Here is a 26,842-nt window from a genome sequence, read left to right as displayed (position 1 = left end):
CATTATAAAACATTTGAAATATCAAAAATATCTAGAAGAAGAAGTTTTGTTGCGCTCCAATCATATTTTAGGCGTTTCAGTTGTTGCACCGGCTTTCAACGAAGGTTTAAATATTGTTTATAATGTAAAATCACTGCTCTCACTGACTTACCCTAAATTTGAAATTATAATCGTAAACGACGGAAGCACAGATGATACATTGCAAAAACTAATAACCGAATTTGATTTAGTAAAGATTGATTTTTATTATCAGGAAAAAATCGTGACACAGCCTGTAAGAGGGCATTATAAATCTAAAAATCCCGTTTATTCTAAACTGTTGGTTGTAGATAAAGTAAACGGAAAAAGCAAAGCAGACGCATCAAACGCAGGCATTAATTCATCACAATATCCGCTGTTTTTATGTACAGATGTTGATTGTATTTTAAAGCAAGATACAATTCTAAAACTGGCAAAACCATTCATGGAAAGTCAAACTCGTGTAATTGCCAGCGGTGCCGGCATTAGAATTTCAAATTCTTGTGATGTAAAAGAAGGTTTTTTGTTTAGAGTTCATTATCCAAAAGAATGGTATCCGCGGTTTCAGGAACTGGAATATGTTCGTTCTTTTTTATTTGGGCGAATGGCCTGGAGTCAGATAAACGGCTTATTGCTTGTTTCTGGCGGACTCGGAATGTTTGATAAAGACATTGTGATCAAAGCCGGCGGTTATTGGCATAAATCTTTAGGCGAAGATATGGAACTCGTAACGCGTATGCGCAAATATATGCATGATACAAAGCAGAAATTTTTGATTAAATACATTCCAGAATCACTCTGTTGGACAGAAGTCCCTAGTACAAGACAAGTTTTTTTGAGACAAAGAATCCGTTGGGCACGAGGGCTTGTACAAACGCTTTATTTGCATAGAAATATGTTTTTAAACCCAAAATACGGACGAACGGCATTTCTAGTGCTGCCTTTCTTTTTCAGTTTTGAATTTTTAGTTCCAATAATAGAATTCATTGGAATCATTACTTTGATTTCGAGTTTCATTTTTGGCATTATAGATTTTCAGTATTTATTGATTATAAGTGCTTTAGTGTACCTTTTTTATTTATCAATTACTATTATTTCAATTTTAATAGATGAAATACTGTACAGAAGCTACGCAAATTATAAAGAATTAATAATTCTTGTTGCAATGGCGGCCATTGAGCCTTTTGTTTATCATCCAATAAACGTTTATGCATCGTTAAAGGGATATTGGTACTTTTTTACAAACAAAGAACAAAAATGGGGTGTCATGGTTCGCAAAGGTTTTGAAAAATCACCCGTAAAATAATTTGATATGAAAAGCATTAAAACTTTACATATAATCCAACTGTTTATCTGCCTATTTTTATTTTCTAACCAAAATATAAAAGCCCAGAAAATTGATACAGACAGCCTATTAACTGTCATAATCAAAGATATGAAAAACAATAAGCCTGATTATAAACACAATATTCAGCGCGCTTTACTGGGTAAAAAATTGGCTCCAGATTATCTTGATTTTCATTTGGTGTTGGGGCGAAATTATGATTTTGTAAACCAAAAAGACAGCGCCAGATATTATTACAATTATGTAATTGACAAAAATCCAAAGTATCAGGAAGCTTTCCTTTATTTGATAAATTTAGATTTAGAAGAAAAAAAATACGCCGATGGTGTCGCAACGGCCAATAAAGCAATTGAGCTATATCCTGACGACAAAACATTCCGGCTTAAACGTATTGCTTTTTATTCCCTGCAGAATGATACAGCAAACGAAGCTAAATATTTAAAATCGATTAAGGCCAAATTTCCAAACGATCCAGAAATTCAACAGCTCCTTTTTGAATTATATTCGACTGTAAATATGGATCGGGTTGGTATGTATTATAACTACACCTCAATTAGCCGAGACGGAATTGGCCCATGGCATCTCGCAAGTGCAGATTACTTAAGACAGCGTTTATGGGGAAGCTTAATTGGCCGAGTAAGTTATGCAAAAAGATATTCCTCTAACCAAGTAATGGCAAGCGGACTTCAATTTGAAGTTGAATCCTATCTTTATGCCAAAAATAATAATTACTCCTACCTAGATGCCGCATATAGCAAAGATGACGCATTTCCTGAATGGAGATTAGGATATTCTTATTTTCATAACTTTAATCATGGCTGGGAAGCTGATTTGGGAATTCGCTATATTAAATCGCAGGACAACAGCGATATTAAATCACTTAATGTAGGTCTTGGCAAGTATTTTGGTTCCTATTGGATAAATCTTAGATCTTTTATTCAAGATGAAGGCCCATCTTTTACTTTTACCTCTCGATATTATTATAAAACAAAATTTGATTACGTAACTTTGATTGCCGGTTACGGAACTTCCCCAGATGACAGAACACGCTCCGCTGAGTATGAAGCACGAATGACTTTAAAATCGTTCAGAATCAGTGCGGGTTTTAACAAACTTATAAAAAGTCATTATATAGCAGGAATTTTAATCACAGCAAACGAGCAAGAATATACGCCCAATAAATATCAAACTGAACTTGATTTTGCCTTTTTATTGCAATATAAATTTTAGAAATCATGAAAAAAAAGCATCAGATATATTTACAGCTCCTCATTTTCTCTCTATTTAATTTTAATATGATGTCGCAATCTGAAATTATTATAACTAATAAAAACAGTATTCTCTCAAAATCAGATGATGCTCGTGATGCAGCTGTAATATTAAAAAAATATATCGATAAAGCTTTTGCAAAAGAATTTGATAATATTTCAGGCGAAAAAAGAGATCCTGATCAATCGGAAATAATTTTAGAAATTTCAGATCAGGAAAAACTGAAACCCAACGATTTTATCATTAAGAGTGATTCAAAATCTATTTATCTGATTGCAGAAAACTCACGATCAATCCGTTATGCCGTATATACGTTGCTTGAAATTTGGGAATTCAGGAAATTTTCTGCCACTGAAACCTATATTCCAAAAGTGGATCAATTTACGTTCGCCAAAAATACACTTAAACGTTACCAGCCTTCATTTGATTATCGAGCACTTTTTTTTCCTGATTGTTATGACGAGGCTTTTAGAGACTGGCATAAACTCGACTGGCACTTAAATGACTTCGGAATTTGGGGACATTCTTTTAATGTGCTTGTTCCGCCAAAAGAATACTTTAAAAACAATCCAAAACTTTTTGCGCTCTATCAAGGAAAAAGAAACGGAGAATCGTTATGTATGACGAATGATACTGTCGTTGATTTGGTGCAGAAAAAAATGGCTAAAATCATTGAAACAACTCCAAATGCCCAATTTTACTCCGTAAGCCAAAATGATGACGTTGTCTACTGCGAATGCGCTGAATGCCGAAAAATGAATGAAAAATACGGTGGACCGCAAGGATCTCTATATTATTTTTTAAATAAAATCGCTTCGCATTTTCCGAACACAAAAATTACAACACTCGCCTATTTACATACTTTTAAACCCCCGGTTAATCTAAAAATTTCTCCAAATATTTATACCATTTTCTGTCCGATTGAATTAAACCGAGGAAAAACAATTACAGCTCAAAATGAACCTACATTTGTAAAAACACTTGAAAATTGGAGCAGTACTTCTCCGCATTTATTCTTATGGGATTATACGGTTCAGTTTTCGAATTACATGTCACCTTTTCCAAATTTCGAACCTTTTCAGAGCAATTATAAGCTCTTTAAAAAGAATAAAGTAAAAGGTTTATTTGTTCAAGGATACGCTGATGTTCCTGGCGATTTCTCAGAATTAAGACAATACCTTTTGGCCAAATTATTATGGGATACCGATATTAATATTCAAACCACAACAGCCGATTTTTTAAGAGGTTTTTACGGAAAAGCTGCGCCATTTATAGGCAATTATTTAAAAGCTTTAACCGAAAATCAAAGCAAAAGCAATGCTTATTTAGATATTTATTCGGGTCCGGTTCAGGCTCGAAATTCTTTCTTGACGCCAGCAAATATGGATCAATACGATCAATTACTGGAAAAAGCCGCCGATGCAGTAACCGATGATGCTGTTTTAAAAACCAGAGTTCAAAAACTGAGACTAGCTTTAGAATATGCCTATTTTGAGCAGTCTAAATTTTATGGGAAAAACCAGCACGGAATGTTTGTCGTAAATAATAAAGGAGAGAAAGAAGTAAAAAATGGTTTGACCGAAAGAGTTTTACAATTTACTAAATCCTGCAATGATCTGGGAATTTATGAATTAAGCGAAGATGGTCTCTCTCCCGACAATTATTATAAAGAATGGCTTGAAATCTGCAAAAACAAAACAACTCATTTAGGAGAGGATTTAAAAATCAATTATTTGACGCCTCCGTCTGAAGATTTTAAAGGAAAAGGAGGTTATGGTTTAGTAGACGGAAACAGAGGTTACAAGGATTTTAATATCAACTGGATTGGATGGTACGGAACAAATCCTTCATTTGAAATTGAAACAAACAAACTGAATTTTAATGTTTTGAAACTGAATTTTCTAAACGATCAGCGTCATTGGATTTTTACTCCAAAAAAAATAAAAATTTATGGTTTTGTAAATCAAAAATGGAAACTTATTGAAGAGAAAATTTGTGATAATTTAACAGAAGAATTTGAAATTACAACGAAATCTTGGGAATTTGAAAATCAAAGCTTTAATAGTTTTGCGAAGATTAAAGTGCTTGTTGAAAACCAAACTGAATTACCAACTTGGAGAGAAAGAAAAAATAAAAAGCCAATGGTTATGATTGATGAAATCGAACTTTATAAAAAATAAAAGCCAAAATGAACAGCAATGAAAAAAAAATTATGATTATCGATAGTGATGATATGACTATCGAAATTCTAAAATTTATTTTAAATCGGGAAGGTTATCAAATTAGTGTCGCTAAAGACGGAATCAGCGCACTTGAGCAAATACAAATGATTATGCCTGACTTGGTGATTACTACCATTATTATTCCATTAAAATCAGGATTGGAAATCATCAATCACATTAAAAAAAATTACCCGCAGATACGTGTGGTGGCGCTTTCGTCGCTTGGCGAAGAAGAAGAGACTGTCGAAGAAGCTTTTAGACTAGGCGTTGATGATTTTATTGCAAAACCTTTTAATCCAAACGAGCTTTTATTGCGAATAAAACGATTTTTGCAGTAATTCAAACTGTAATTTTAGGAAATATGAATTGCTTAAGTTTTTGTAATTTCTAAGAAATACCAATTTTTCAGCTATTTATAGCTATCTTTGCACAAAATTTAATGCAAATGAGCACTTTCGAAAAATTCAATCTCCCAAAATCATTACAAAAAGCTGTTGACGAATTAGGCTTTGTTACGCCTACTCCAATTCAGGAAAAATCTTTCTCTGTAATCATGTCTGGACGTGATATGATGGGAATTGCGCAAACCGGAACCGGTAAAACATTTGCTTATTTACTTCCTCTTTTAAAGCTTTACAAATTTACAAATACCAATACACCAAAAATTGTTGTTTTGGTACCAACTCGTGAATTAGTAGTTCAGGTTGTCGAAGAAGTTGAAAAACTGACTAAATATATGTCGGTTAAAACTTTAGGAATTTATGGAGGCGTAAATATTAATACACAGAAAAAAGCCGTTTACGAAGGAATTGATATTTTAGTTGGAACTCCCGGCCGAACAATGGATTTAGCTCTTGACGCTGTTGTTCGTTTTGATGAAACACAGAAATTAGTAATCGACGAATTTGACGAAATGCTGAATTTAGGTTTCAGACCGCAGCTGACTTCACTTTTGGCAATGATGAAAACAAAACGTCAAAATATTTTGTTCTCGGCAACTATGACTGACGAAGTTGATGAAATCTTGAACGATTATTTTGATTTTCCTGAAGAAGTTACACTTGCAGCTTCGGGAACACCTCTTGAAAAAATTACTCAGATTACATACAATGTTCCCAATTTTAATACTAAAGTAAATTTGCTGAAACATTTATTGGAAACAACCGAAAACATGGATCGTGTTTTGGTTTTCGTAAACAATAAAAAGATTTCAGACATGCTTCATACACGTATTGAAGAGCATTTTGAGGGACAATTTGGCGTTATTCACTCCAATAAGTCTCAAAACTACCGTTTGAGTACTATGGCCGAATTTCAAGCAGGAAATCTTCGTGGCTTGATCACTACAGATATTATGGCGAGAGGTTTGGATATTTCTGACATCACGCACGTAATCAACTTTGAGCTTCCAGAAGAACCTGAATTATACATGCACAGGATTGGTCGTACTGGTCGTGCTGATGCAACCGGAACTGCAATTAGTTTTATAACGCCTCGTGAAGAAGAATTTAAAGTTGAAGTGGAGGTTTTAATGAATCAAGAACTTGAAACAACCACTTTTCCAGAAGAAGTCGAAATTTCAACTAAATTAATCGAGCCTGAAAAAGACAGACAGCCGATTAAGTTTTTAATGAAAAAAGTAAAACTTGATGGTGAAGGTGCTTTTCATGAAAAATCTAAAAAGAACAAAAAAGTCAACTTAGGTGGGCCTTCTAAAACCAAAAAGAAAACTCATGGTTCTGTTAATAGAAACATGTTGAAAACGAGAGACAAAAAGAGAAAAGACAAGGACAAATAAAATTCAAAAAAAAAATCCAAATTCCAAGTTTATCAGGAATTTGGATTTTTTTTATGCTGCAAAAATTAAAAGGCCAATTGCATTTAAAATAAAAACACTTGACCAAAGCCAAATCTTCTGGTATTTATCAAAACTTAAGTATTCCTTCATTATATTTAAATTTAAAACATTAAATACAAAAATCATCATACTCGAAATTATGATTACTGGCCTAAGAAAAATCCATGTTATTACTTCATAATGACAGAATTGAGTAACTAGACTAGCAGTCAAACCACAAAAAGTTAAGAGTACAAAAGCCTGAGGGAATATCCAGCCAAGTACATTTTTACGCACAAAACCAATTCCTCCAATTAACAATAATAACCAACGAAAGGTATCAAAAAGTAAAAAATATTTCTGTGGAACTCCACTTCCAACCATTTTATAGGAATCGTAAGATGACAATTTTTCCCAATAAGTAACTAAGAGCTTGACATCTGTAAAAATGAAAACAACCGCGATAATTATCAAAAGCAAACCTAATCTTGAGATGGTCTTTTCTAAAGTATCCATTTAATTATTTCGTAAAAACTAATCCAACTGGCGAGCATAACTCAATTCGTTTTCCAGTATCTGTAAGCTTTCCGGTAGTTTTATCTCTTTTAAAAATGATAATATCATTTGTATATTGATGTCCCACTAAAAGGTAATTTCCAGATGGATCAATAGCGAAATCTCTCGGACCTTTTCCTAATGTGCTTTGCTGTTCTACCAATTCTAAACTTCCGTTTTTCAAAATTTTATATACCGAAATTGCATTGGCATCTACACGGTCTGTTAAATACAAAAAGTTTCCGTCAGGCGAAATTTTAATTGCTGCGGCGCCAGTTCCACCCGTAAATCCTTTAGGAAGAATACTTGTTTCAGCAACTATTTTCAAATTTCCGGTTTTATCATAACTTAAAGTTGTCAACGTGCCATCAAGTTCCTGAACTAAATAAACAAATTTACCGTCTTTGCTGAAAGTCAAATGTCTTGGCCCGCTTCCTGCTTTTACGTCAATACTTCCTTTTAAAGTTAAAATCTCATTTTTAGCGTCAGGATTATATTTGTAGATAAATATTTTATCGAGACCTAAATCATTAGACAAAACAAATTTTCTGTCTGGTGAAAAAACAACTTGGTGCACATGCGCTTTTTCCTGACGCGCCACATTAGGACCTTTTCCTTCGTGCTGAATTAATTGCTGTACAGTTGAGATGCTTCCGTCTGTATTTTTCTTAAAAACAACAATACTTCCTCCAGAATAATTAGCAACAATTACATTTTTATCATCATTAATCAAATGACAGGGATCTGCTCCTAAAGCATCATTTGTGTTTAAAAATTTAAGTTTTCCAGAAACTGAATCATATCCAAATGCACTTACAGCACTTTGAGTTCCGTTTTCATTTACAGCATATATAAATTTATTGTTCGCCGAAACCGACAAATAACTTGGGCTGATTACATTTTCAGAAGAATTTTTCAATTTAAATTCCCCAGAATTTGCATTAAATTCATATACGTAAATTCCGTTGCTTTGGCATTTATTAGTATAAGTTCCTACTAACAAATTGAATTTATCTTGAGCTTCAGCCGTTGTCACTGCCAAAGCTGAAAATAAGATCACATACAATTTTTTCATATTCTATTATTTTTTGAATACGCTAAAATACGCAATAATATCTTTTTCATCATTACAAATGAAACCAGAAAAGTTACATTTTTTTGATCTATTTCACCATATAAGTTATATAAGTTCATTTAATTTAAACGTAATAACGCTTGCTTATAATCTCTTATATAACTTATATGGTTTAACTTAATATTACTTATATGGTTTGACTAAAAATTTGTATTTTTGACCAGCATCTACAAAATGTAGTGAAGTAAATCGAAGCCAGAATGCATTTTAAACATCCCGAAATTCTATACTTTCTGTTTTTATTGATTGTTCCAATTTTGGTTCATTTATTTCAATTACGACGATTTAAAACTTCTTATTTTACCAATGTCCGTTTCTTAAAAGAGCTTGCAATTCAGACCCGAAAAAGTTCTAAAATCAAAAAACGATTATTGCTTGCCACTCGATTATTACTGCTTACTTGCATAATTATCGCTTTTGCACAGCCTTTTTTTGAAGCCAAAGACAGTAAAAATGCTTCAAACGAAATGTATATTATTCTAGACAATTCGTTTAGTATGCAGGCAAAAGGCAAAAAAGGTGAATTACTAAAACGCGCCGTTCAGGAACTATTAGAAAATACGCCTGAAACTGCTCAATTTTCCTTATTAACGAACACCGAAAATTATTGGAACACTGATATTAAATCGGTTAAAAGTTCTTTACAGAATCTAAACTACAGTGCAACGCCATTTGAACTTTCGTCCATTATAGCAAAAGTAAAAGCACATAAATCGGCATATAAAAAAGACATCATTATTATTTCTGATGCTGTCGGCTTAAAAGAAAACGATATTACAACTATTGATTCTGATGAAAAGCCCTATTTTATTCTTTCAGAAGCTGAACAGAAAAATAACGTTTCAATTGACAGCGTTTACATCAATCAGACTTTGGAGAATTTCTACGAAATAAGTATCGATTTATCTGCTTATGGCGAAGATTTCAAACCAATTTCGACAGCTTTATACAATCAAAACAAACTGATTGCCAAAACGATTATCAATTTTGATTCGAAGAAAAAGAAAATCAACTTTACGATTCCAAAAGAAGCTTTCCATGGCTATGTTTCTATAGAAGACAATGGATTGACTTATGATAACAAATTGTTTTTCAGTATTTCTAAAAACAAAAAAACAAACGTAATCAGCATTGGCGAACCTGAAAAAAGTAATTTCTTATCGAGAATTTATACTTCTGCCGAATTCAATTATAATAATTATTCCATTAGTTCTTTAGACTACAATAGTTTAGAAAAACAAAACACAATAATCCTGAACGAATTAGTTGAAATTCCGCAGGCTTTACAGACGACTTTAAAAGCGTTTGTTTCTAAAGGCGGCAATATAGTTGTCATTCCTTCTGAAAAAAGTTCAATTTCAAATTTAAATTCCTTTTTAGGGAATTTTGGAAAAATTCAATTTAATAATCTGAAAACTGAAAGTAAATTAATTACGAAAATCAATTTTGATCACCCTTTGTTTTCTGGCGTTTTTGAGAATAAAATCACGAATTTCCAATATCCAAAAACAAGCAGTTCATTTGCGATTTCGAGTCCATATCCGGCCGTTTTATCTTATGAAGATCAGAGTGCATTTGTAACTGCAATTCAAAACCCGACTGCCGGAATTACAGTATTCTCGGCACCAATAAATTCGGCCAATTCAAATTTTCAGCAATCTCCATTAATCGTTCCATTGTTTTATAAAATGGCACAGAATAATCAAAAAACCGGAGTAAATGCCTTAACAATTGGAAACAATCAGCCTTATTTTGTGGATGTTTTATTGACAAAAGATGCAATTTTAGAAGTAAAAGGAACTGAAGATTCTTTTATTCCGATTCAGCAAAGTTTGAATAATAAAGTCAAATTAACATTCAATGATTTCCCTGAAAAAGCTGGAAATTACAGCATTTTTGACAAAAAAGAATGGGTTGAAAATTTAAGTTTTAATTACAAAAGAACCGAAAGCGATTTGAGTCAGGTAAACACAAACGCAGTTTCTGACTTTAAAACTGCAGATACTATTTCGACTATATTTAATACGCTACAAACTGAACGAACTGACAGCCAAATTTGGAAATGGTTTGTTATCTTTGCACTGTTATTTTTAGCATTAGAAATGGCGATCATCAAATTTGTAAAATAGATTCAACGACAATTTAAAGGCGTTGTACTTTTTACAAAAATTATTTTACGACAATAAAATATCTACATATGAAAATAATCATCAAAAGCGCCAAAATTATCGACTCAAAAAGTCCGTTTCATAATCAGACCGTTGATCTTTTAATTGCAGATGGTTTAATTGAAAAAATAGGCGTTTCACTTCCAAATGACGATGCCGAAGTAGTAAGATTCGACAATCTTCATGTTTCTCAAGGATGGTTTGACAGCAGTGTTTCGCTTGGAGAACCAGGTTACGAAGACAGAGAAACCATTGCAAACGGATTAAATGTTGCAGCAAAAAGCGGTTTTACTGCGATTGCTTTACAGCCAAACTCCTTCCCGATTATTGACAATCAGTCTCAGGTAAATTTTGTAAAAAATAAGGCAAATGGTTTTGCAACGGAAATTTTTCCAATTGGAGCTTTAACAAAAGCCAGCGAAGGAAAAGATATGGCAGAACTTTATGATATGAAAAATTCCGGAGCAATCGCTTTTGGAGATTATAACAAAAGTATCGAGAATGCTAATTTGCTTAAAATCGCATTACAATATGTTCAGGATTTTGATGGATTAGTAATTGCTTATTCGCAAGATCCAAATATCAAAGGAAATGGAGTTGTCAACGAAGGTATTGTCTCTACAAGATTAGGCTTAAAAGGAATTCCGAATTTAGCTGAAGAACTACAGATTTCAAGAAACTTATTTTTATTAGAATATACTGGCGGAAAACTTCATATTCCGACCATTTCTACGGCAAAATCGGTTCAATTGATTAGAGAAGCTAAAGCAAAAGGTTTAAACGTAACGACAAGTGTTTCTGTTCATCATTTGGTTTTAACCGATGAAAAACTGGACGGATTTGACACACGTTTTAAAGTAACACCGCCGTTACGCACAGAAGTTGACAGACAAGCTTTACTAAACGGAATCGCTGACGGAACGATTGATACCATTACTTCAGACCACAACCCAATTGATATTGAATTCAAAAAAATGGAATTTGATACCGCTAAAAATGGAACTATTGGTTTAGAAAGTGCTTTTGGAGCTTTATTAACGGTTTTACCATTAGAAACTGTAGTTGCAAAATTAACTTCTGGACGAGCTGTTTTTGGTTTGGAAAATAATACAATAGAAGAAGGTGCAAAAGCCAATTTCACATTCTTTACTCCAGAAGGAAAATCGACTTTTACGAAAGAAAATATTCTTTCAAAATCTAAAAATTCTGCTTTTTTAGGAACTGAACTTAAAGGTTCTGTGTACGGAATTTTAAATCAAAATCAACTTGTTACAAAATAATACAATGAATAATAATTCAATCGAAGAAGGAAAATCAATCGCCATTACCAGCTATATTTTAATTATTGGCGTTTTGATTGCCATGTCTATGAATTCTGAGAATAAAAACAGTTTTGCGTCTTTTCATATTCGTCAGGCTTTAGGTTTGTCGCTGACTTTTATTTCTTTCGGAGCTATAATCAGTAATTTTGACAGCTTTTTTATCACTTTCCCAATGTGGATCTGTATTTCAATTCTGTGGACTTTTGGTATTTTTAATGCTATTCAAGGACAAATGAGACCTATTCCTTTGGTTGGGAATTTATTTCAGAAATGGTTTAAATCGATAGGTTAGAAAAATTCTAATATTTAAATTCCAAACTTGAAAACTTTGTCAAAGTTTGAAACTTTGACAAAGTGAAAAATTCACAATTCACAACTTACAATTCACAATTAAAAAATGAATCTATCTTTAGAATATAAAATACAAGAACCAAAAGTAATTTTAGATAAAAATCCGTTATTGCTTTTATTGCACGGATATGGCAGCAACGAAGCAGACTTATTTTCGTTTGCCTCTGAACTTCCAGATAATTATTATATCATTTCAGCAAGAGCTCCTTATGATTTGCAATATGGCGCTTACGCTTGGTACGCTATTAATTTTGATGCAGATCAGAATAAATTTTCAGATAACGAACAAGCAAAATCTTCTCGCGATGTAATTGCAAATTTCATTGACGAATTAGTTGCAAAGTACCCAATTGACGCCAATAATGTAACGCTAATTGGATTCAGCCAAGGCTCTATTTTAAGTTATGCAACAGCACTTTCTTATCCTGAAAAAATTCAGAGAGTTGTGGCCATGAGCGGTTATTTTAATGAAGAAATCATCAAAGACGGTTTTGAGAAAAATGACTTTAGAAACTTGAAAATATTTGCTTCTCACGGAACTGTAGATCAAGTCATTCCAATTGAATGGGCGAGAAAAACTCCTACAATTTTAGAAAACTTAAATATTCCAGTTACTTATAAAGAATATCCTGTTGGTCACGGTGTTGCTCCTCAAAATTTCTTTGATTTTAAAAATTGGCTGGCTTTGTAAGTTTGCAGTATTCAGTCGCAGTTTTCAGTGTTGAACAAGCTTAGAACTTTCACAAAGTTTCAAGATTTACTATTCCAAACTGAAAACTGCGACTGAGACTAAAAACTAAAATATTACTGTCCAGTATAAATAATTTTCCCTTCTTTTTTCAAAACATATCCTTTCCACGGAATTAATTGCCAATCACCATTTACCCACGAATCACCTTCCGATTTTCTTTCTAAAATGATGGATTCTTTTTGAGTATCAAGGAAAAGCTCTGCTTTATTTCCGTCGAAAATTACATAAGAAGCAGTTGTATGATTTTTTCCGTCATCGTAATGAGACAATTTGGTTCCATCAAATATTCGGATACATTCTTTTTTTAATGTAGACCAAGTGTAACCTGCAGAAGCTTTGCAGCCGTGAGCATCTGAGTCTGCTCCTACCGCTGTTTCTGTTTTTGATTCGGTTTTTGGTGCTTTTAAGCCTTTCTTTTCTGAGGAAACTTTCTTCGCACAAGAAAATGCAAGAGTTGCTATAATTGCAAACAAAATTATCTTTTTCATAATCCTAATAATTTTAAAATTGAGCAAAAAAAATAGGATTAAAAAATCCTATTTTTGATATAACCAAGTTTGATTTACTTCAAATGTAATGTTATCATCGTTATCAACAAAATATTTTAACAAGACTTCTCCCCATAATTCTCCATTGCTGTAATCCGCAATAATCCATCTGTGGTTTAAAATTTTAATTTTATTGATGATAAATTTCTTTCCGTCAATCATATCCTGACCTGTGTATGGGTTTCCTTTTGGATTCGCATTAAGATCTAATAATTTTTCTGTCACAACCGGAATCAATTTTTCGTATAAAATTACTTTTCCGCCAGAAGCACTGTTATCAAAGTAATTTTGAGCATTTTCATTATGTTCTAAAGAAAAATAATCGGCCTCAGCCAATTTGGTAGATACCAAATTTATACTGTCTCTAAGTTTCTTAGTAGTTTTATCGTATCGATCTTGCTCAAATTTAACTTGTCCGCTGTAAAACGTATAAGTAAAAACATTCATTAAAATGGCAAGAATAAAAAGATAAAGCATTAAGGATTTTTTCATTGTAGGTATAATTAAATTGTAATTTCTAAATTGTCATAAGCCAGAAAAACATTTTCAGGAAGTGTTTTTTGCACTTCTTCGTGAAAACCTAAAACATGGCTGATATGAGTTAAATAAGCTTTTTCAGGCTTAACAAGGTTAATAAAATCAAGGGCTTCCTGCAAGTTAAAATGTGTATCATGCGGCTCAACGCGCAATGCATTAACAACTAAAACTTTCAGGTTTTTTAATTTTTCAATTTCGGCAGCTTCAATTGTTTTTACATCAGTTAAATAAGCAAAGTCATCAATACGATAACCAAAAACCTGCAGATCGCCATGCATAACATTTATCGGAATAGCTGTTTTATCGCCAACTGCAAAAGGTTTATCATTTAAAACTTCAATTGTTTTAATGCTTGGTGCGCCGGGATATTTGTTTACGGTTTCGAAAATATATTCAAATCGGCGTTCCAGATTGGTAATTACACGCTGATGCGCATAAACCGGAATTTCGCCTTGCCTGAAATTAAACGGACGAATGTCATCCAGACCCGCAGTATGATCAGCATGTTCATGTGTAAATAAGATAGCATCGAGTTTTCGGCATCCGCACGAAAGCATCTGCTGTCTAAAATCTGGGCCACAATCTATCACATACGAATGTTCGTCCCACGAAATCCAGATGGATACGCGGAGCCTTTTGTCCTTAGCATCAGTGCTTTTGCAAACGGGATGATCAACCCCAATAATCGGGATACCTTGAGAAGTACCAGTACCTAAAAAATAGACCTTCAATTGAACTTAATTTTTTTACAAAAATAGGATTATTTCTCTTTCATTAGAAGCCTAATTTGCTAACTTTGTAACAAATCTATTTAAAATAAAATGGGTACAGAAATAAAACTCAAAGGTGACAAGGTCATCGAACAGATTCCTTCTATAAAAGACAAAGCGTTACGCATTAATTTAAACGAGAATATTTACGGAACATTTGCCGAAATTGGCGCTGGACAAGAGACCGTTAGGCACTTTTTCAGATCCGGAGGTTCATCGGGAACAATTGCAAAAGCGATGTCTGCCTATGACAAAGATTTTAGTGACGCCGTTTACGGTATTGAAGGTGACGGCCGCTATGTGACTGAAAACCGACTAAAAAAAATGCTGACGTTTGAAGGTGAATTGATCGAAGAACGTTTAAGCCGTGAAAAACATCCAAATAAACTTTTCTTCAGCTACGCCAATACAGTAGCAACTATAGATTTTGCCAAACAGTTTAAAGGCCACGGCTGGGTAGGAATTCGATACCAAATTGAACCAGACGAAGCATACAACGAAATTATACTTCACATTCGTTTTAAAGAAACTGATGCCCGATTACAACAAGAAACTTTAGGAATTTTAGGTGTAAACTTAATTTACGGTGCATTTTACAAATACAACGATCCAAAGCGCTTACTGCGTTATTTATATGATCACTTAGACAAAGATCAGCTTGAGATTGACACCATTAACTTTTCAGGACCTCGTTTTGCCGATGTTGATAATCGTTTAATGAGTTTACAGTTAGTTAAAAATGGAATGACCGATGCCGTGATGTTTAATCCGGAAGGAAAGAATGTTTTGCCAGCTGCTGTTTTATACAAAAAAAATATTCTTGCTTTTAGAGGAAGTTTCCGCCCGGTAACTAATGTAAATCTTGATATGTATGAAAAATCATTAAAGATGTTTCTGCATGAAAATAAAGTTGACAAAGATAATACCTTAACAGTTTTTGAAATTACGCTTTCGAATTTACGTTCTGACGGTGAAATTGACGAACGTGATTTTATGGACAGAGCCGAATTGCTTTGTTCTCTTGGTCAAACCGTAATGATTTCGAATTTCCAAGAATATTATAAAGTTGTTGAATATTTCTCTAATTATACTAAAGCCAGAATGGGATTGGCGATGGGTGTAAACAACTTAGTTGATATTTTTGATGAGAAATATTACCGTCATTTAAGTGGCGGAATTCTGGAAGCTTTCGGTAAATTATTCTACCGCGACATGAAAGTTTTCTTGTATCCAATGCTAGGCGATAACGGCGAAATTATTACTTCTGATAATTTGAAAGTTCACCCTAGAATGAAAGAATTGTACAAATTCTTTAAATTCAACGGAAAAGTGGTTGATATTAAAGATTACAATCCAGATATATTAAATGTATTCTCACGCGAAGTATTAAAAATGATCGGCCAAGGAAAAACGGGCTGGGAACCAATGCTTCCTTCTGGAGTTGCAGAAATTATAAAAGAACATCATCTTTTTGGGTATCACCCGCAGAAAGAATTAGAACAAAATACTTAATAAAAAAAGTCCCTTTATTGGGACTTTTTTTTGTTTCAGGTTTTCCTTGTTTCAAGTTTCATGTTCTAAACTGATCAAATTTAACCGCAAAGCACGCTAAGTTTTTTGATCTTCGGGATTTTATAAAAACGCAAAGTTCGCAAAGCTATCTATTGATAAAGCTTTGCGAACTTTGCGCATTATAAATGCAAACTATAAAAAATTTAGCGTGCTTTGCGGTTAAATATCACATTCAGCAAAAAACCTGAAACCTAAAACCTAAAACCTGAAACTTGAAACAAAAAACTCTATTTCAAAATCTGCGTCGTATGTTCTTTTGTTTTTACTTTTTCGATTACCTCATCAATAATTCCGTTTTCATTGATTACGAAAGTCGTTCTATGGATTCCGTCGTATTCTCTTCCCATGAATTTCTTTGGTCCCCAAACTCCAAAAGCATTGATAACCGATTTATCTTCATCGGCTAGTAAAGGAAATGGCAATTCGTATTTTTCTTTGAATTTGGTTTGCGCTTTTTGATTGTCGGCACTTACACCAAGAAGTTCGTAATTATTGGCTTGGAATCGATGAAAATTATCTCTTAAATCACAAGCTTCAGCTGTACAGCCCGGCGTGCTAGCTTTTGGATAAAAGAAAACTACTAATTTTTTTCCGGCATAGTCTGCCAGTTTGTGTGTTTTTCCTTCTTGATCTACTCCAGAAAAATTTGGTGCTTTATCGCCTGCTTTTAATGTTGTCATTTTTTTAGATTATTTAGATTGTTAGACTTCTTAGATTTTTAAATCTTGTGTTTTGTTTAAAAAAAAACTGATATTATAAATCTAATTCGTCTTTATTTTATTCTTTGGATTAAGCCGTCTAATTATTATTAAACTAAATCCTCCAAAGGTAAAAGCTATCAAACGATCTAATTGATATGCAAATTGACCCTTTGATTCTTCAGCAAATTGTTTAATATTAGATGTTACATTTTTGTCTTTCATCAAGCGTACAACATTTAAATCTACCTCACGATTATATTCTTTACAAAGCCAATCTCTTTGAATGTAGATAACAAAAATTATAAGTACAATAAATAATATTTCCATAAAATATTGTTTTAAAAATCTTACCATTTATCTGTGATTTATTTTTAGGATTTTAGATTGTTAGACTTCTTAGTCTAACTTAGATTATCAATTTTACTATTATAATTTAAAGCAATTCATAATTAACAATTAATAATTGTTTTCATGCCCCAGATTGAAGTGAAAACCCCGGAATTGTGGCGGTTTACATTTTTTGTATTTAAAAAGCGACCGAAGGAAGCTCTTTTAAATACTTAAAAATGTTACTGACTCAATGAGGAGTTGAAACGGAAAGCTGGATTAGGCACATCATCAAAAATACACTATTTTTACGACTCTAAAAATACGGAAATGAATAAAGAAGCTCGTGTACAATTTGTCATCGATACATTAAAAGAACTTTACCCTACTATACCTGTCCCGCTTGATCATAAAGATCCCTATACCCTTTTAATTGCGGTTTTACTTTCGGCACAATGTACAGATGTTCGCGTGAATCAAATTACGCCTTTATTGTTTGCAAAGGCTGATAATCCGTATGATATGGTAAAAATGTCGGTCGAAGAAATTAAGGAAATTATTCGCCCGTGTGGGTTGTCGCCAATGAAATCAAAAGGAATTCATGGTTTATCTCAAATATTGATTGATAAGCATAACGGAGAAGTTCCGCAAAGTTTTGAAGCTCTTGAAGAATTACCAGCTGTTGGGCATAAAACAGCCAGCGTTGTAATGTCTCAGGCTTTTGGTGTTCCGGCTTTTCCAGTTGATACACATATCCACAGACTGATGTACAGATGGAATCTTTCGAATGGAAAAAATGTGACTCAGACTGAAAAAGATGCCAAAAGATTATTTCCGAGAGAAATATGGAATGATTTACATCTTCAAATTATTTGGTACGGACGTGAATATTCGCCTGCGCGAGGCTGGAGTTTGGAAAAAGATATTATCACGAGAACTGTCGGAAAAAAATCAATTATTGAAGAAATGACGAAAGTGACAAAATAGAAAAAGGCACAAAGATTTAAACCTTTGTGCCTTTGTTAATTTTTTAATGTGTCAATTTGATAATGTATTGACAAAGATTTACTATAATAAATTATCTAATTATCACATTTTCTAATTATCACATTTTATTACATTCCCGCTTTTAAAGCATTGTATTCAGTAGTCATATCAAGCGATCTGTAAACTCCTAAAAGTGTTTTTGCCACGTCTTGGTTTTTAGGTTCAATCGAAAGCGCTTTTTTAAGATATGGAATTGCACTTCTGGCAATATCATCTTTTTTTGCATTCAATTTATCATATTGCTGCATTTCTTTTGGCGTTGTTCCTAAGTTGGCAATTTCATCAGCTAATGCCTTTTTTTGCTGTAATTTTAGATATGCAAGATTAATATATGCATCTATATAATTAGGATTTACTTCTAAAAGAGAATTATACGTTGCCTCAGCCTTTGCATAATCTTTATTTTCCATGTAACAATAAGCCAAATTATTGATAACATCTATTTTTTTAGAAGGAACTGATTCAGTTCTTGGTTTTTCATAAAGACCTTGATCTATTGCTGATTGTCTGGCTTTTGGCGAAATAAACGCATCTTCTTCTTTTGTTTTCTTATTTGTTGCATAATAAAGAACGCCTTGCCCAGAATAATTTCTTTTCTTTAGCTCTTCATAATATTTAATTGCCGAATTATAATCTTTTGCATTTATTGACGACGAAGCGGCATTAAATAAATTAAGCGTATCTTTTTTGTCAAACAAATATACTTTGTAGCTTTTATCGGCACTTTCTTTAAATTTACCTGCTTTAAAATCGTCCATAGCACCATTAACCAGGTTAGACTTCATATCTTTTAAAGCCGCTGCTGCTTTTACAGTAAATTTAAATTTTCCTGATTCGTTTTCGAATAAAAATACGTCTTGATACGCTTGCGATGCAAGACTGAAGTTATTTGCAGCATCAATATTTTTGCTGGCTAAGTCTTTTAATACATTTCCTTTCAAAAAATAAAAATCAGATTTATCTTCATCTGGCGCATTTATGATCAGATATTCTGTTTTATTTAAAATCGTAATTGCTTCTTGCGAATTACCTTTATCAAAAATTGCCTGCGCATCTTTTATTTGTGTCTTTTGGGCATACGTCCCAACATTTATCAATACCATTGATAAAATCATTAGTTTCATTTTCATTGTAGATCAAGTTTGATAGTTAAATAGATTGGGTTCTTCTCTCTTCAATTTTGCTGGTTTTCCTTCAAAAAAGGACAAAATTGCACTTTTGACATCCTCATAGTGGATTCAAAAATAATCAAACTTAAAAGTTAGCTTGAGTAGTTTTTTATCATATTAAAGATTTTAAAGGATTAAACATATTTTTTAATTATTTTTTATAATAATTTGTTTTTTAACAGTATTTGCATTATAAATATCATTGTTTACAGATATTTCATGTGAACATTATATTTTTTTATCTAAAATAGAATTAAAAAATGAATACACAATAAAATGTGAATATTTTTTTAGCGAAATCATAACTTTTTCTTAAAACCGCTAAATTATCATAATTTTCTAAAGTTTCAACAAAGAACAAAAAAAAACTCACTGTCAGTATTTTGCATACTAAAAGTGAGCTTTAAACCAAAACGACCATTTGGTTTTTTCGTTAAGAATAACTTTCGGCCTAAATTGCCGATTGTTTAATTTGCTATTATATCAAAAGTTTTATCTTCGATTTTCACAACTGTTAAGGCTTGTGAATAACTAAGTAAAAAAGAAACAACTTCTTTTTTAGGTTTTAAATTTTTAGAAGCTAACGCTTTCTTAGAGTAAATTTTTGCCATACTGTAAAATGTTTATATACAGTATAACGAGTTAATACTCAAAATAGTATTAGTTGGTTAAAATAATTTGATGTTTATCAATTATTTTTCTCAAATTCATTAGTGCATAACGCATTCTTCCTAATGCTGTATTGATGCTAACGTCTGTTAATTCAGAGATTTCCTTGAAACTCATGTCCTGATACATACGCATTACCAATACCTCTTTTTGATCGTCAGGAAGTTCTTCAATTAGTTTTTTTAAGTCTATTTCGACTTGATCAAGTATCATTTTTCCTTCGATTGTCAAAGAATCATCAGACATTACAGAGAAAATTGAAAATTCTTCTGTTTCTCTGTACATTGGCATTTTTTTGGTTTTGCGAAAGTGATCTACAATTAAATTGTGAGATATACGCATAACCCAAGGTAAAAATTTACCTTCTTCATTATAGGAATTACTTTTTAAGGTTTTGATTACCTTAATAAAAGTGTCTTGAAAAATATCATTTGAAATATCTCTATCGGCGATCTTAGAATATATGAAACCATATATCTTAGATTCGTGCCTTTTAATTAATGTCGACAGTGCAACTTCATTGCCATCGATATAATTTTTCACTAACAGAGCGTCTGGAATGTGCAGATGAGCCATAATACTACTTTTTTAGTTTTTTTTAATTTGGAGTAATTTTCTAAAAAGTAATTTTATTGTATAGGCTTCTCTTTTTTTAGTTGTGTTAATTAAGTGATCAAATTTAACAAATTATTATTTTAAAAAGCAAATAAAACACAGAATAATTAACAATAAAAACTTAAAAAACATGTTGATACGTTAAATTTTATTCGCAAAGTCCGTTAAAACCTTAAATTTAATACATGAAAAAATCAATAAAAAAAAGACATAAATAACTTACAATTAAGCACTTATAGCTATTTATATCTTTCTTTTCAATACTTTTATTGGTAAACACGCACGTAGTCAACATAGTACTTTTGCGGAAATATTTTATCATCAACTTCTGGTCCTCCAAAATTTCCTCCAACAGCTAAATTGACAATTATATAAAAAGGCTTGTCAAAAGGCCAAGTGTCTTCATTTTTTACAGGAGGATTAAAAGTATACACCAATGTTTTATCTACAAAAAAGTCCATTTTATCTTTTGTCCATTCGATTGCAAATATGTGATACCCTTCTTCAATATTAGGATATGGTGTTCTTTTGGTATTAATCGTATTTCCATGGCTGTCTTGCGTATGCAAAGTAGTGTAAACCATTCCGGGATCGCGACCAATATATTCTAAAATATCAATTTCACCTGCTTTTGGCCAATGAATTTTATCAATGTTAGCGCCTAACATCCAGAAGGCAGGCCAGATTCCTTGACCAACTGGCAATTTTGCCCTAGCTTCGATTCGTCCATATTTAAATTCTTTTTTTCCTTTTGTTGTAATTTTTGTTGATGTGTATTTAGAACCTTCTTTTCGGGCTTCAATTACGAGATTTCCGTCTTTAAATTCGTGATTTGTTTTGGTATAAATCTGTCTTTCATTATTTCCAAATCCACAAAGATTAGGACAACCGTCGCCAAGCTCAAAATTCCATTCTTTTTCATTTAGCTCTTTTTTATTGAAATTTTCTTCCCAGACCAGTTTCCTTTTTACTTCCTGAGCAAAACAAGCACTACTGATTAACAGCAGTATTAACACCTTTTTCATAGTTTTCTTTTAAAATTATAAAAATTAAGAAGGCCAGCCTAAACTGACCTTCTCATTTCATTCTTACTAATTAATTTAATCTATTGATATACTCTAACGTAATCAATCTCCATCGAAGACTGCGTGAAAGCTGCATCAATATTACCGCCAAAATTACCTCCCATAGCTACATTCAAAATTAAGAAAAAGTCTTTGTTGAAAGGCAAACTCGCATCATTAGGAACCGAATGAATTAACTCATCATCTACATATATTTTTACTGCTTCAGGACTCCAGATTGTTTTATAAATATGAAATTCTGTTGAAACATTTGCGATTGTTTTAGAACCTGTATTGGCAGTTCCGCCTGAATGTCCAGGATAATGAAGTGTTCCATGAATCAAGTTCTGGCTGTTTCCTACATGCTCCATTATATCAATTTCTCCGCACGCCGGCCACGCATTTGTTGCGTAGTTTGCACCCAACATCCAGATTGCAGGCCAAGTTCCTCCGCCTATTGGCAGTTTTGCACGTACCTCAACTTTTCCATACGTAAATTTATATTTTCCTTCAGATTTCAATCTGGCTGAAGAATAATCAGCTCCACCAGAAGCTTCTTTTTTAGCCGTAATTTTTAAATTACCTCCCTGAACAATTACGTTTGTTGACGAATTAGTATAATTCTGTTTTTCATTATTTCCCCATCCATTATCGCCGCGTCCTAAATCATAAACCCATTTTGAAGCATCTGGCGCTCCATCTGTATTAAACTCATCTGACCAAACTAAATTGGTATAATCTTTATCTGGCGTTGTTGGGTTTTGCGTTGGTTTTGTAGTCGTGAAAATATGATACCAAGCCAATGATGCGTTTCCGCCCATAACGGCTCTTACCACCATTCTATTTGCTGTAATCGATAAGATCTCATATGAACTCTGACCAATATAATAACCCATAAATCCGTTATCAGAGAAGTTCATCATTGTACCTCTGGTTTGCGTTGCATGATTTGGATTTTGCATTACAACAGATTCTGATGGACTCAACGAAACTGTTTTCTTTCCTGAAGTGTCATAAGCCAAACAAGCGTCAGATCCTGAACTTCCTCCTCCTACGCTTTCAAAAGCGGCGTTGAAGAATGTTGCTCCACCATTATTTAACTGAAATTTAAGCAGACCACCTTCAAGAGAGAATGTCAGTTCGTTTTCGTATAAACAGCTGCTCGTTGGCGAACCTGCTTTTTCCCAAGCTCCAGCCTGATAATAGTTTCCATAATAGTTTTTAGTAGCGTCGCCATCATTTTGACCAACACCTAAATGTCCCGCTTCTGAAGCCGACCAATACCATTTTTTAGAAGTACCGCCCGTTAAAAACTGAACAGCCTCAGCATCGCTAAAATCACTTTTAACTGTAACATCAGTTGTAGTTGTACTGCTTACTCCTCCTTTTCCAGAAGCAATTATCGTTACGGTATACGTATTAACGCCCGTTTTTGTAAAACGCTTTGTTACTACTCCGTTTGGCGCATTGTCTGATGTTCCGTCACTATACACGTATTTGTATGATATTGCACCATCTGCTTTAGCGGTAAACTTTACAGTTCCCGAACCATCTCCCGTTGGAGCTGTGGCAGTTTTACCAATAATCTCGGCAGTAACCTTAAGATTTGTTGGCGAATCTATTGATCCAAAAGTAAAATCGTCTTTTTGACAACCCGTCATCAAGAGAATCGTAAATATGGATACTATTTTTATAATTATATTTTTGCTCATGATTTCTGGTTTTAATTGGATTGTTTTATGTCGTCAAAATAATAACTCGCTCCAGTTCCTGATTGTCCAAAGTCTGGGAATAAAATTACTCTGTCGTATTTGACGCTGGCATCAAAACTCGCTGCACTTGTCAAATCAAAAGTTAAAATTTGCCAGGCATTCGCAACCGTAGTTGAGACATGTACTTCAAAATTAACGCTTGGATTTCCGTTTCCATCTTTAGGAGATGTTGAAAGTTCCATTTTGTATAAAATATCAGCGCCCACTTTTGGCGACCAAACGGCTACTTTTACTTTAGTTCCTTTAGAAAAATCTGGCGAAGCGTCAAGATTTAAACTCGCTCCTGCCCAGGTTTCTGCTCCTGATTTTTTCTCTAATTTCACTACTTTGTCAGAAACATTCGATCCAGTTTTATCAGGATTTGTTGTCATTGAAGCAATAACATTTCCAAAACCACCCCAAGCATAAGTCAAGTTTGCCGATTCAAAATCGATAGGTAATGCAATTGATTCCGAAGGTGCTTTGTAGAAATAGATATTATCGATATAAACACTCTTACCTGGTACAGGAGCTGTGTCTAATTTTAACTGAAAAATATCAGCTACTGTAAAACCGCCCTGACTAGTAAATGCTGAAATTGGAATATCAATACTTGTCCATTGATTTAAAGTAAGGTCTTTTTCCACCTTTCTTTCTCCATTAGATTTACTAATAGGGAATATAGCCAGTTTCTCTAAATCTGCTGTCCATACATCCATGTGCAAATATTCCATTTTAGAAACATCAATTGTTACACCGTCTGCCAATGCAATTCCCTGATAATTTAGTTTGATATAATTAAGTATTTTATCACCATTTAGGTCAAATTCAGAGAAAGTTCCTGCTTGTCCCCAATTCGGGTTAAAGTTAGTTCCTGCAACATCAGTGTATTTCGCACTAAAAATCGATATAACATCAGCTGGCTGTCTATTTGGTGGTGTTGGCGCAGATGCTGAAGGCGCTACAACTAGTTTCGCAGTCACTTGTGCTGTATACTCTGTTGTTTTAATAGCAGCACTTTTAGAAACTACACGAACAGTATAAACGCCTGCCTCTTTATATGTATAAGAAACCGATTCGCCATTGTTTGCCGAAATTGGATCTGGTTTTCCAGCTTCTCCAAAATAAACATCATAAAACAAAGCAAAATCTGCCGTTGCTTTTACGGTTACTTTTTTAGATACTGTTAAATCATTTGTGATTTCAACAACCAACTTTTCTGGCGCTCTGAATGAAACGACAACATCTTTCGTCACTTCAGTCGTTTTTCCATTAACATTCATTGCCGTAATTTTCGATTTATAAGTTCCTTCTTTATAAGTATGCGATAAAGTACCGCCAGAAGAAATATAAGCCGATTCGGGAGTTCCGTCTCCAAAATTAATTTTGTACTGCGTTGCACCTTCTCCTGTAGGGATAAAAGTTACTTTTCCGGTGTTATCCTGTGTAACTGTTGTCAGTGCCGAAATGTTTGTCGGCGCTGCTGCACTGTCTAAATCAACATCAAGAGCATCATCGTTTGTGCAAGCAATCAGCGTTGCTAAAACGAATAGATTTAGTATTAGATATATTTTTTTCATAATTGTATTTTTTAGTATCCAGGATTTTGTTGCCAGTTTCCGTTTGCGAATTGAATTTCTTCAATTGGAAGCGGAAATAATTCGTTCTTATTAGCTGTAAATCCAGGGATTTTTCCAACAGCTTTTCCAGTTCTTACCAAATCAAAGAAACGGTGTCCTTCTCCAAAAAGCTCCACTCTTCTTTCCGCATAAATAAAGTCAGTTAAAGCTTGTCCAGAAGCTGTGATATCGTGATTATTATCGCCAAAAGCGCGTCTTCTTACCTGATTTAAATACTCTCTTGCTTTCGCATCATTGTTTCCTGCTCGACTATATGCTTCGGCAGCCATCAATAAAACATCAGCATAACGAATGGCTCTGTAGTTATTTGGGTTTGTCAAGTTCAAATCTCCAGCTGCAGCTGAACTTCTTTTTCTTGGAAGATATTTTCTGTTGAAATATCCTGTATCCTCATTTCCTTTTCCGTAGCTCACACCTTTTCCGCCGTCATAATTAGCATTTGCAGCAGCAAAAGCGGCAATATCTAAAATGGCAACATCTTTACGTTTATCTCCAGCTTCAAAAGCATCGGCACCTTCTTTCGTTGGAACATTAAAACTAAATCCAGAAGAGAAAAGAGGTCCTGAAAAATTTCTGACACCGCTAAATCCAACTGCTACGTTACCTTCACTGCACTGAAGACATCCAAAACCAGCGCCTTCAACATCTGTATATTGCACTTCAAAAACAGATTCTGCATTATTTTCTCCATCCATTTCAAAAATGGAATTATAATCAGTTACCAAAGAATATTTTGCCGAAGTTATTACACCGTCAAGGGCACTTGCTGCTTGTGCAAATTTACCTTCATATAAATACGCTTTTCCTAAAAGTGCCAAAGCTGCACCCTTTGTAGCGCGTCCTTTTTGAGAAGCAATTGGAGATAAATTAGCAGCCGCAAAAGTCAAATCGGCTTCAATAGAAGCGTAGACTTCTTCTTTACTAGAACGCGGTACTGTTTTTTCATCTCCAATTTTAAACCTAGCATCGCCTTTCATTGGTATACCACCAAACCATTTTACTAACTCAAACTGATAATATGCTCTAAGAAAACGTGCTTCGGCTATAATTTGGTTTTTTCCTTGAAAATCGGTTTTATTTTGAAATTCAAGAATATAATTTGCTCTTTGAACACCTGCAAACATCCAGTTCCAAACATCTCTTAAATTACTGTTTACCGGAGTATGAATCATATCATCTATCTGTTGAAAACCAATAACATCTGTTGGGCTTTCTCCTCCGCATAATGTATTATCTGAGGCAATTTCACCTAATAAAACATTTACATAAGAAGCCTGAAGCAAATCGTAAGCGGCAATTAATGCCTGATCATAATCTGCTTTTGAATTAAAATAGTTTTCAGAATCGATAGAATATTCTGGTGTAGGATCTACATACTCATCCGAACAAGAAATACATAAAGTCGAAAATAGAGTAAGCGTTATAACGGTTGTATATAAATATTTTTTCATTTTAATTG

The 26,842-nt window shown here is 33.4% G+C and carries 25 protein-coding genes; 11 read left to right on the top strand and 14 right to left on the bottom strand.

What is annotated here, in order from left to right:
* The first annotated feature begins 13 nt into the window (after positions 1-13).
* From GKZ88_RS01975 to GKZ88_RS01955, 5 genes are all read left to right on the top strand, one after another.
* A complete protein-coding gene (locus GKZ88_RS01975; protein ID WP_230392450.1) occupies positions 14-1,324 on the top strand; it encodes a glycosyltransferase family 2 protein in 1,311 nt (436 codons plus the stop codon).
* 129 nt (positions 1,325-1,453) lie between these two features.
* A complete protein-coding gene (locus GKZ88_RS01970; RefSeq protein WP_196216439.1) occupies positions 1,454-2,593 on the top strand; it encodes a YaiO family outer membrane beta-barrel protein in 1,140 nt (379 codons plus the stop codon).
* A 5-nt stretch (positions 2,594-2,598) separates the two neighbouring features.
* The gene (locus GKZ88_RS01965) at positions 2,599-4,812 is read left to right on the top strand and encodes a DUF4838 domain-containing protein (protein WP_230392449.1); all 2,214 of its coding nucleotides are present in this window, start codon (positions 2,599-2,601) and stop codon (positions 4,810-4,812) included.
* Positions 4,813-4,820: 8 nt separating this feature from the next.
* Positions 4,821-5,192, top strand: a complete 372-nt coding sequence (locus GKZ88_RS01960; protein WP_155100720.1) for a response regulator — start codon at positions 4,821-4,823, stop codon at positions 5,190-5,192.
* Positions 5,193-5,299: 107 nt separating this feature from the next.
* Entirely contained in the window at positions 5,300-6,652 is a 1,353-nt protein-coding gene (locus GKZ88_RS01955) for a DEAD/DEAH box helicase (protein ID WP_155100719.1), read from the top strand.
* Between the two features lie 51 nt (positions 6,653-6,703).
* Here GKZ88_RS01955 and GKZ88_RS01950 read toward each other — a convergent pair whose 3' ends face one another.
* Positions 6,704-7,207 (bottom strand): hypothetical protein, encoded by a 504-nt coding sequence (locus tag GKZ88_RS01950; protein ID WP_155100718.1) that lies wholly within the window; start codon positions 7,205-7,207, stop codon positions 6,704-6,706.
* A gap of 4 nt (positions 7,208-7,211) precedes the next feature.
* Positions 7,212-8,321 (bottom strand): lactonase family protein, encoded by a 1,110-nt coding sequence (locus GKZ88_RS01945; RefSeq protein WP_155100717.1) that lies wholly within the window; start codon positions 8,319-8,321, stop codon positions 7,212-7,214.
* Between the two features lie 260 nt (positions 8,322-8,581).
* Here GKZ88_RS01945 and GKZ88_RS01940 point away from each other — a divergent pair, with 260 nt between their 5' ends.
* From GKZ88_RS01940 to GKZ88_RS01925, 4 genes are all read left to right on the top strand, one after another.
* Positions 8,582-10,510, top strand: a complete 1,929-nt coding sequence (locus GKZ88_RS01940; RefSeq protein ID WP_155100716.1) for a BatA and WFA domain-containing protein — start codon at positions 8,582-8,584, stop codon at positions 10,508-10,510.
* Between the two features lie 68 nt (positions 10,511-10,578).
* On the top strand, positions 10,579-11,829 hold the full coding sequence (locus GKZ88_RS01935) for a dihydroorotase (protein WP_155100715.1): 1,251 nt from the start codon (positions 10,579-10,581) through the stop codon (positions 11,827-11,829).
* 4 nt (positions 11,830-11,833) lie between these two features.
* Positions 11,834-12,163 (top strand): hypothetical protein, encoded by a 330-nt coding sequence (locus tag GKZ88_RS01930; RefSeq protein WP_155100714.1) that lies wholly within the window; start codon positions 11,834-11,836, stop codon positions 12,161-12,163.
* A gap of 105 nt (positions 12,164-12,268) precedes the next feature.
* The gene (locus tag GKZ88_RS01925) at positions 12,269-12,913 is read left to right on the top strand and encodes an alpha/beta fold hydrolase (protein ID WP_155100713.1); all 645 of its coding nucleotides are present in this window, start codon (positions 12,269-12,271) and stop codon (positions 12,911-12,913) included.
* Positions 12,914-13,026: 113 nt separating this feature from the next.
* Here the strand turns inward: GKZ88_RS01925 and GKZ88_RS01920 are convergent, their stop codons facing one another.
* The 3 genes from GKZ88_RS01920 to GKZ88_RS01910 are packed head-to-tail and all read right to left on the bottom strand — an operon-like array spanning position 13,027 to position 14,789.
* Positions 13,027-13,461 (bottom strand): hypothetical protein, encoded by a 435-nt coding sequence (locus tag GKZ88_RS01920; protein ID WP_155100712.1) that lies wholly within the window; start codon positions 13,459-13,461, stop codon positions 13,027-13,029.
* A 48-nt stretch (positions 13,462-13,509) separates the two neighbouring features.
* The gene (locus GKZ88_RS01915) at positions 13,510-14,013 is read right to left on the bottom strand and encodes a hypothetical protein (protein WP_155100711.1); all 504 of its coding nucleotides are present in this window, start codon (positions 14,011-14,013) and stop codon (positions 13,510-13,512) included.
* Between the two features lie 11 nt (positions 14,014-14,024).
* Complete coding sequence (locus tag GKZ88_RS01910; RefSeq protein ID WP_155100710.1) at positions 14,025-14,789, bottom strand: MBL fold metallo-hydrolase; 765 nt, start codon at positions 14,787-14,789, stop codon at positions 14,025-14,027.
* 90 nt (positions 14,790-14,879) lie between these two features.
* On the opposite strand from GKZ88_RS01910, the gene GKZ88_RS01905 reads away from it, so the two are divergent.
* Positions 14,880-16,340 (top strand): TonB-dependent receptor, encoded by a 1,461-nt coding sequence (locus tag GKZ88_RS01905; RefSeq protein ID WP_155100709.1) that lies wholly within the window; start codon positions 14,880-14,882, stop codon positions 16,338-16,340.
* 287 nt (positions 16,341-16,627) lie between these two features.
* Here the strand turns inward: GKZ88_RS01905 and bcp are convergent, their stop codons facing one another.
* Positions 16,628-17,080 carry a thioredoxin-dependent thiol peroxidase gene (bcp, locus tag GKZ88_RS01900; protein ID WP_155100708.1) on the bottom strand — a complete coding sequence of 151 codons (453 nt, stop codon included), beginning with the start codon at positions 17,078-17,080 and terminating at the stop codon, positions 16,628-16,630.
* An 81-nt stretch (positions 17,081-17,161) separates the two neighbouring features.
* A complete protein-coding gene (locus GKZ88_RS01895; RefSeq protein WP_155100707.1) occupies positions 17,162-17,428 on the bottom strand; it encodes a hypothetical protein in 267 nt (88 codons plus the stop codon).
* A gap of 330 nt (positions 17,429-17,758) precedes the next feature.
* Between GKZ88_RS01895 and nth the strand changes: the two genes are divergently transcribed.
* Complete coding sequence (nth, locus tag GKZ88_RS01890) at positions 17,759-18,415, top strand: endonuclease III (protein WP_155100706.1); 657 nt, start codon at positions 17,759-17,761, stop codon at positions 18,413-18,415.
* A gap of 128 nt (positions 18,416-18,543) precedes the next feature.
* Here nth and GKZ88_RS01885 read toward each other — a convergent pair whose 3' ends face one another.
* The 7 genes from GKZ88_RS01885 to GKZ88_RS01860 form a co-directional block, all read right to left on the bottom strand.
* Positions 18,544-19,605, bottom strand: coding sequence for a tetratricopeptide repeat protein (locus GKZ88_RS01885; protein WP_155100705.1), 1,062 nt, complete (start codon positions 19,603-19,605; stop codon positions 18,544-18,546).
* Between the two features lie 506 nt (positions 19,606-20,111).
* Positions 20,112-20,255 carry a hypothetical protein gene (locus tag GKZ88_RS22295; protein ID WP_166638431.1) on the bottom strand — a complete coding sequence of 48 codons (144 nt, stop codon included), beginning with the start codon at positions 20,253-20,255 and terminating at the stop codon, positions 20,112-20,114.
* Between the two features lie 49 nt (positions 20,256-20,304).
* Positions 20,305-20,889, bottom strand: a complete 585-nt coding sequence (locus GKZ88_RS01880; protein WP_035648741.1) for a sigma-70 family RNA polymerase sigma factor — start codon at positions 20,887-20,889, stop codon at positions 20,305-20,307.
* A gap of 305 nt (positions 20,890-21,194) precedes the next feature.
* A complete protein-coding gene (locus tag GKZ88_RS01875) occupies positions 21,195-21,953 on the bottom strand; it encodes a glycoside hydrolase family 16 protein (RefSeq protein ID WP_155100704.1) in 759 nt (252 codons plus the stop codon).
* Between the two features lie 80 nt (positions 21,954-22,033).
* Positions 22,034-23,704: a glycoside hydrolase family 16 protein gene (locus GKZ88_RS01870; RefSeq protein ID WP_155100703.1), complete on the bottom strand. Its 1,671-nt coding sequence runs from the start codon at positions 23,702-23,704 to the stop codon at positions 22,034-22,036.
* Between the two features lie 11 nt (positions 23,705-23,715).
* Positions 23,716-25,323, bottom strand: a complete 1,608-nt coding sequence (locus tag GKZ88_RS01865; protein WP_155100702.1) for a PKD domain-containing protein — start codon at positions 25,321-25,323, stop codon at positions 23,716-23,718.
* Positions 25,324-25,334: 11 nt separating this feature from the next.
* A complete protein-coding gene (locus tag GKZ88_RS01860) occupies positions 25,335-26,834 on the bottom strand; it encodes a RagB/SusD family nutrient uptake outer membrane protein (protein WP_155100701.1) in 1,500 nt (499 codons plus the stop codon).
* Positions 26,835-26,842: the final 8 nt, after the last annotated feature.

The organism is Flavobacterium sp. LC2016-01, from assembly GCF_009711135.1.
Classification (GTDB): Bacteria; Bacteroidota; Bacteroidia; order Flavobacteriales; family Flavobacteriaceae; genus Flavobacterium.
Note: the sequence above shows the minus strand (reverse complement) of the source record. Positions and strands in the feature narration are given on the sequence as shown.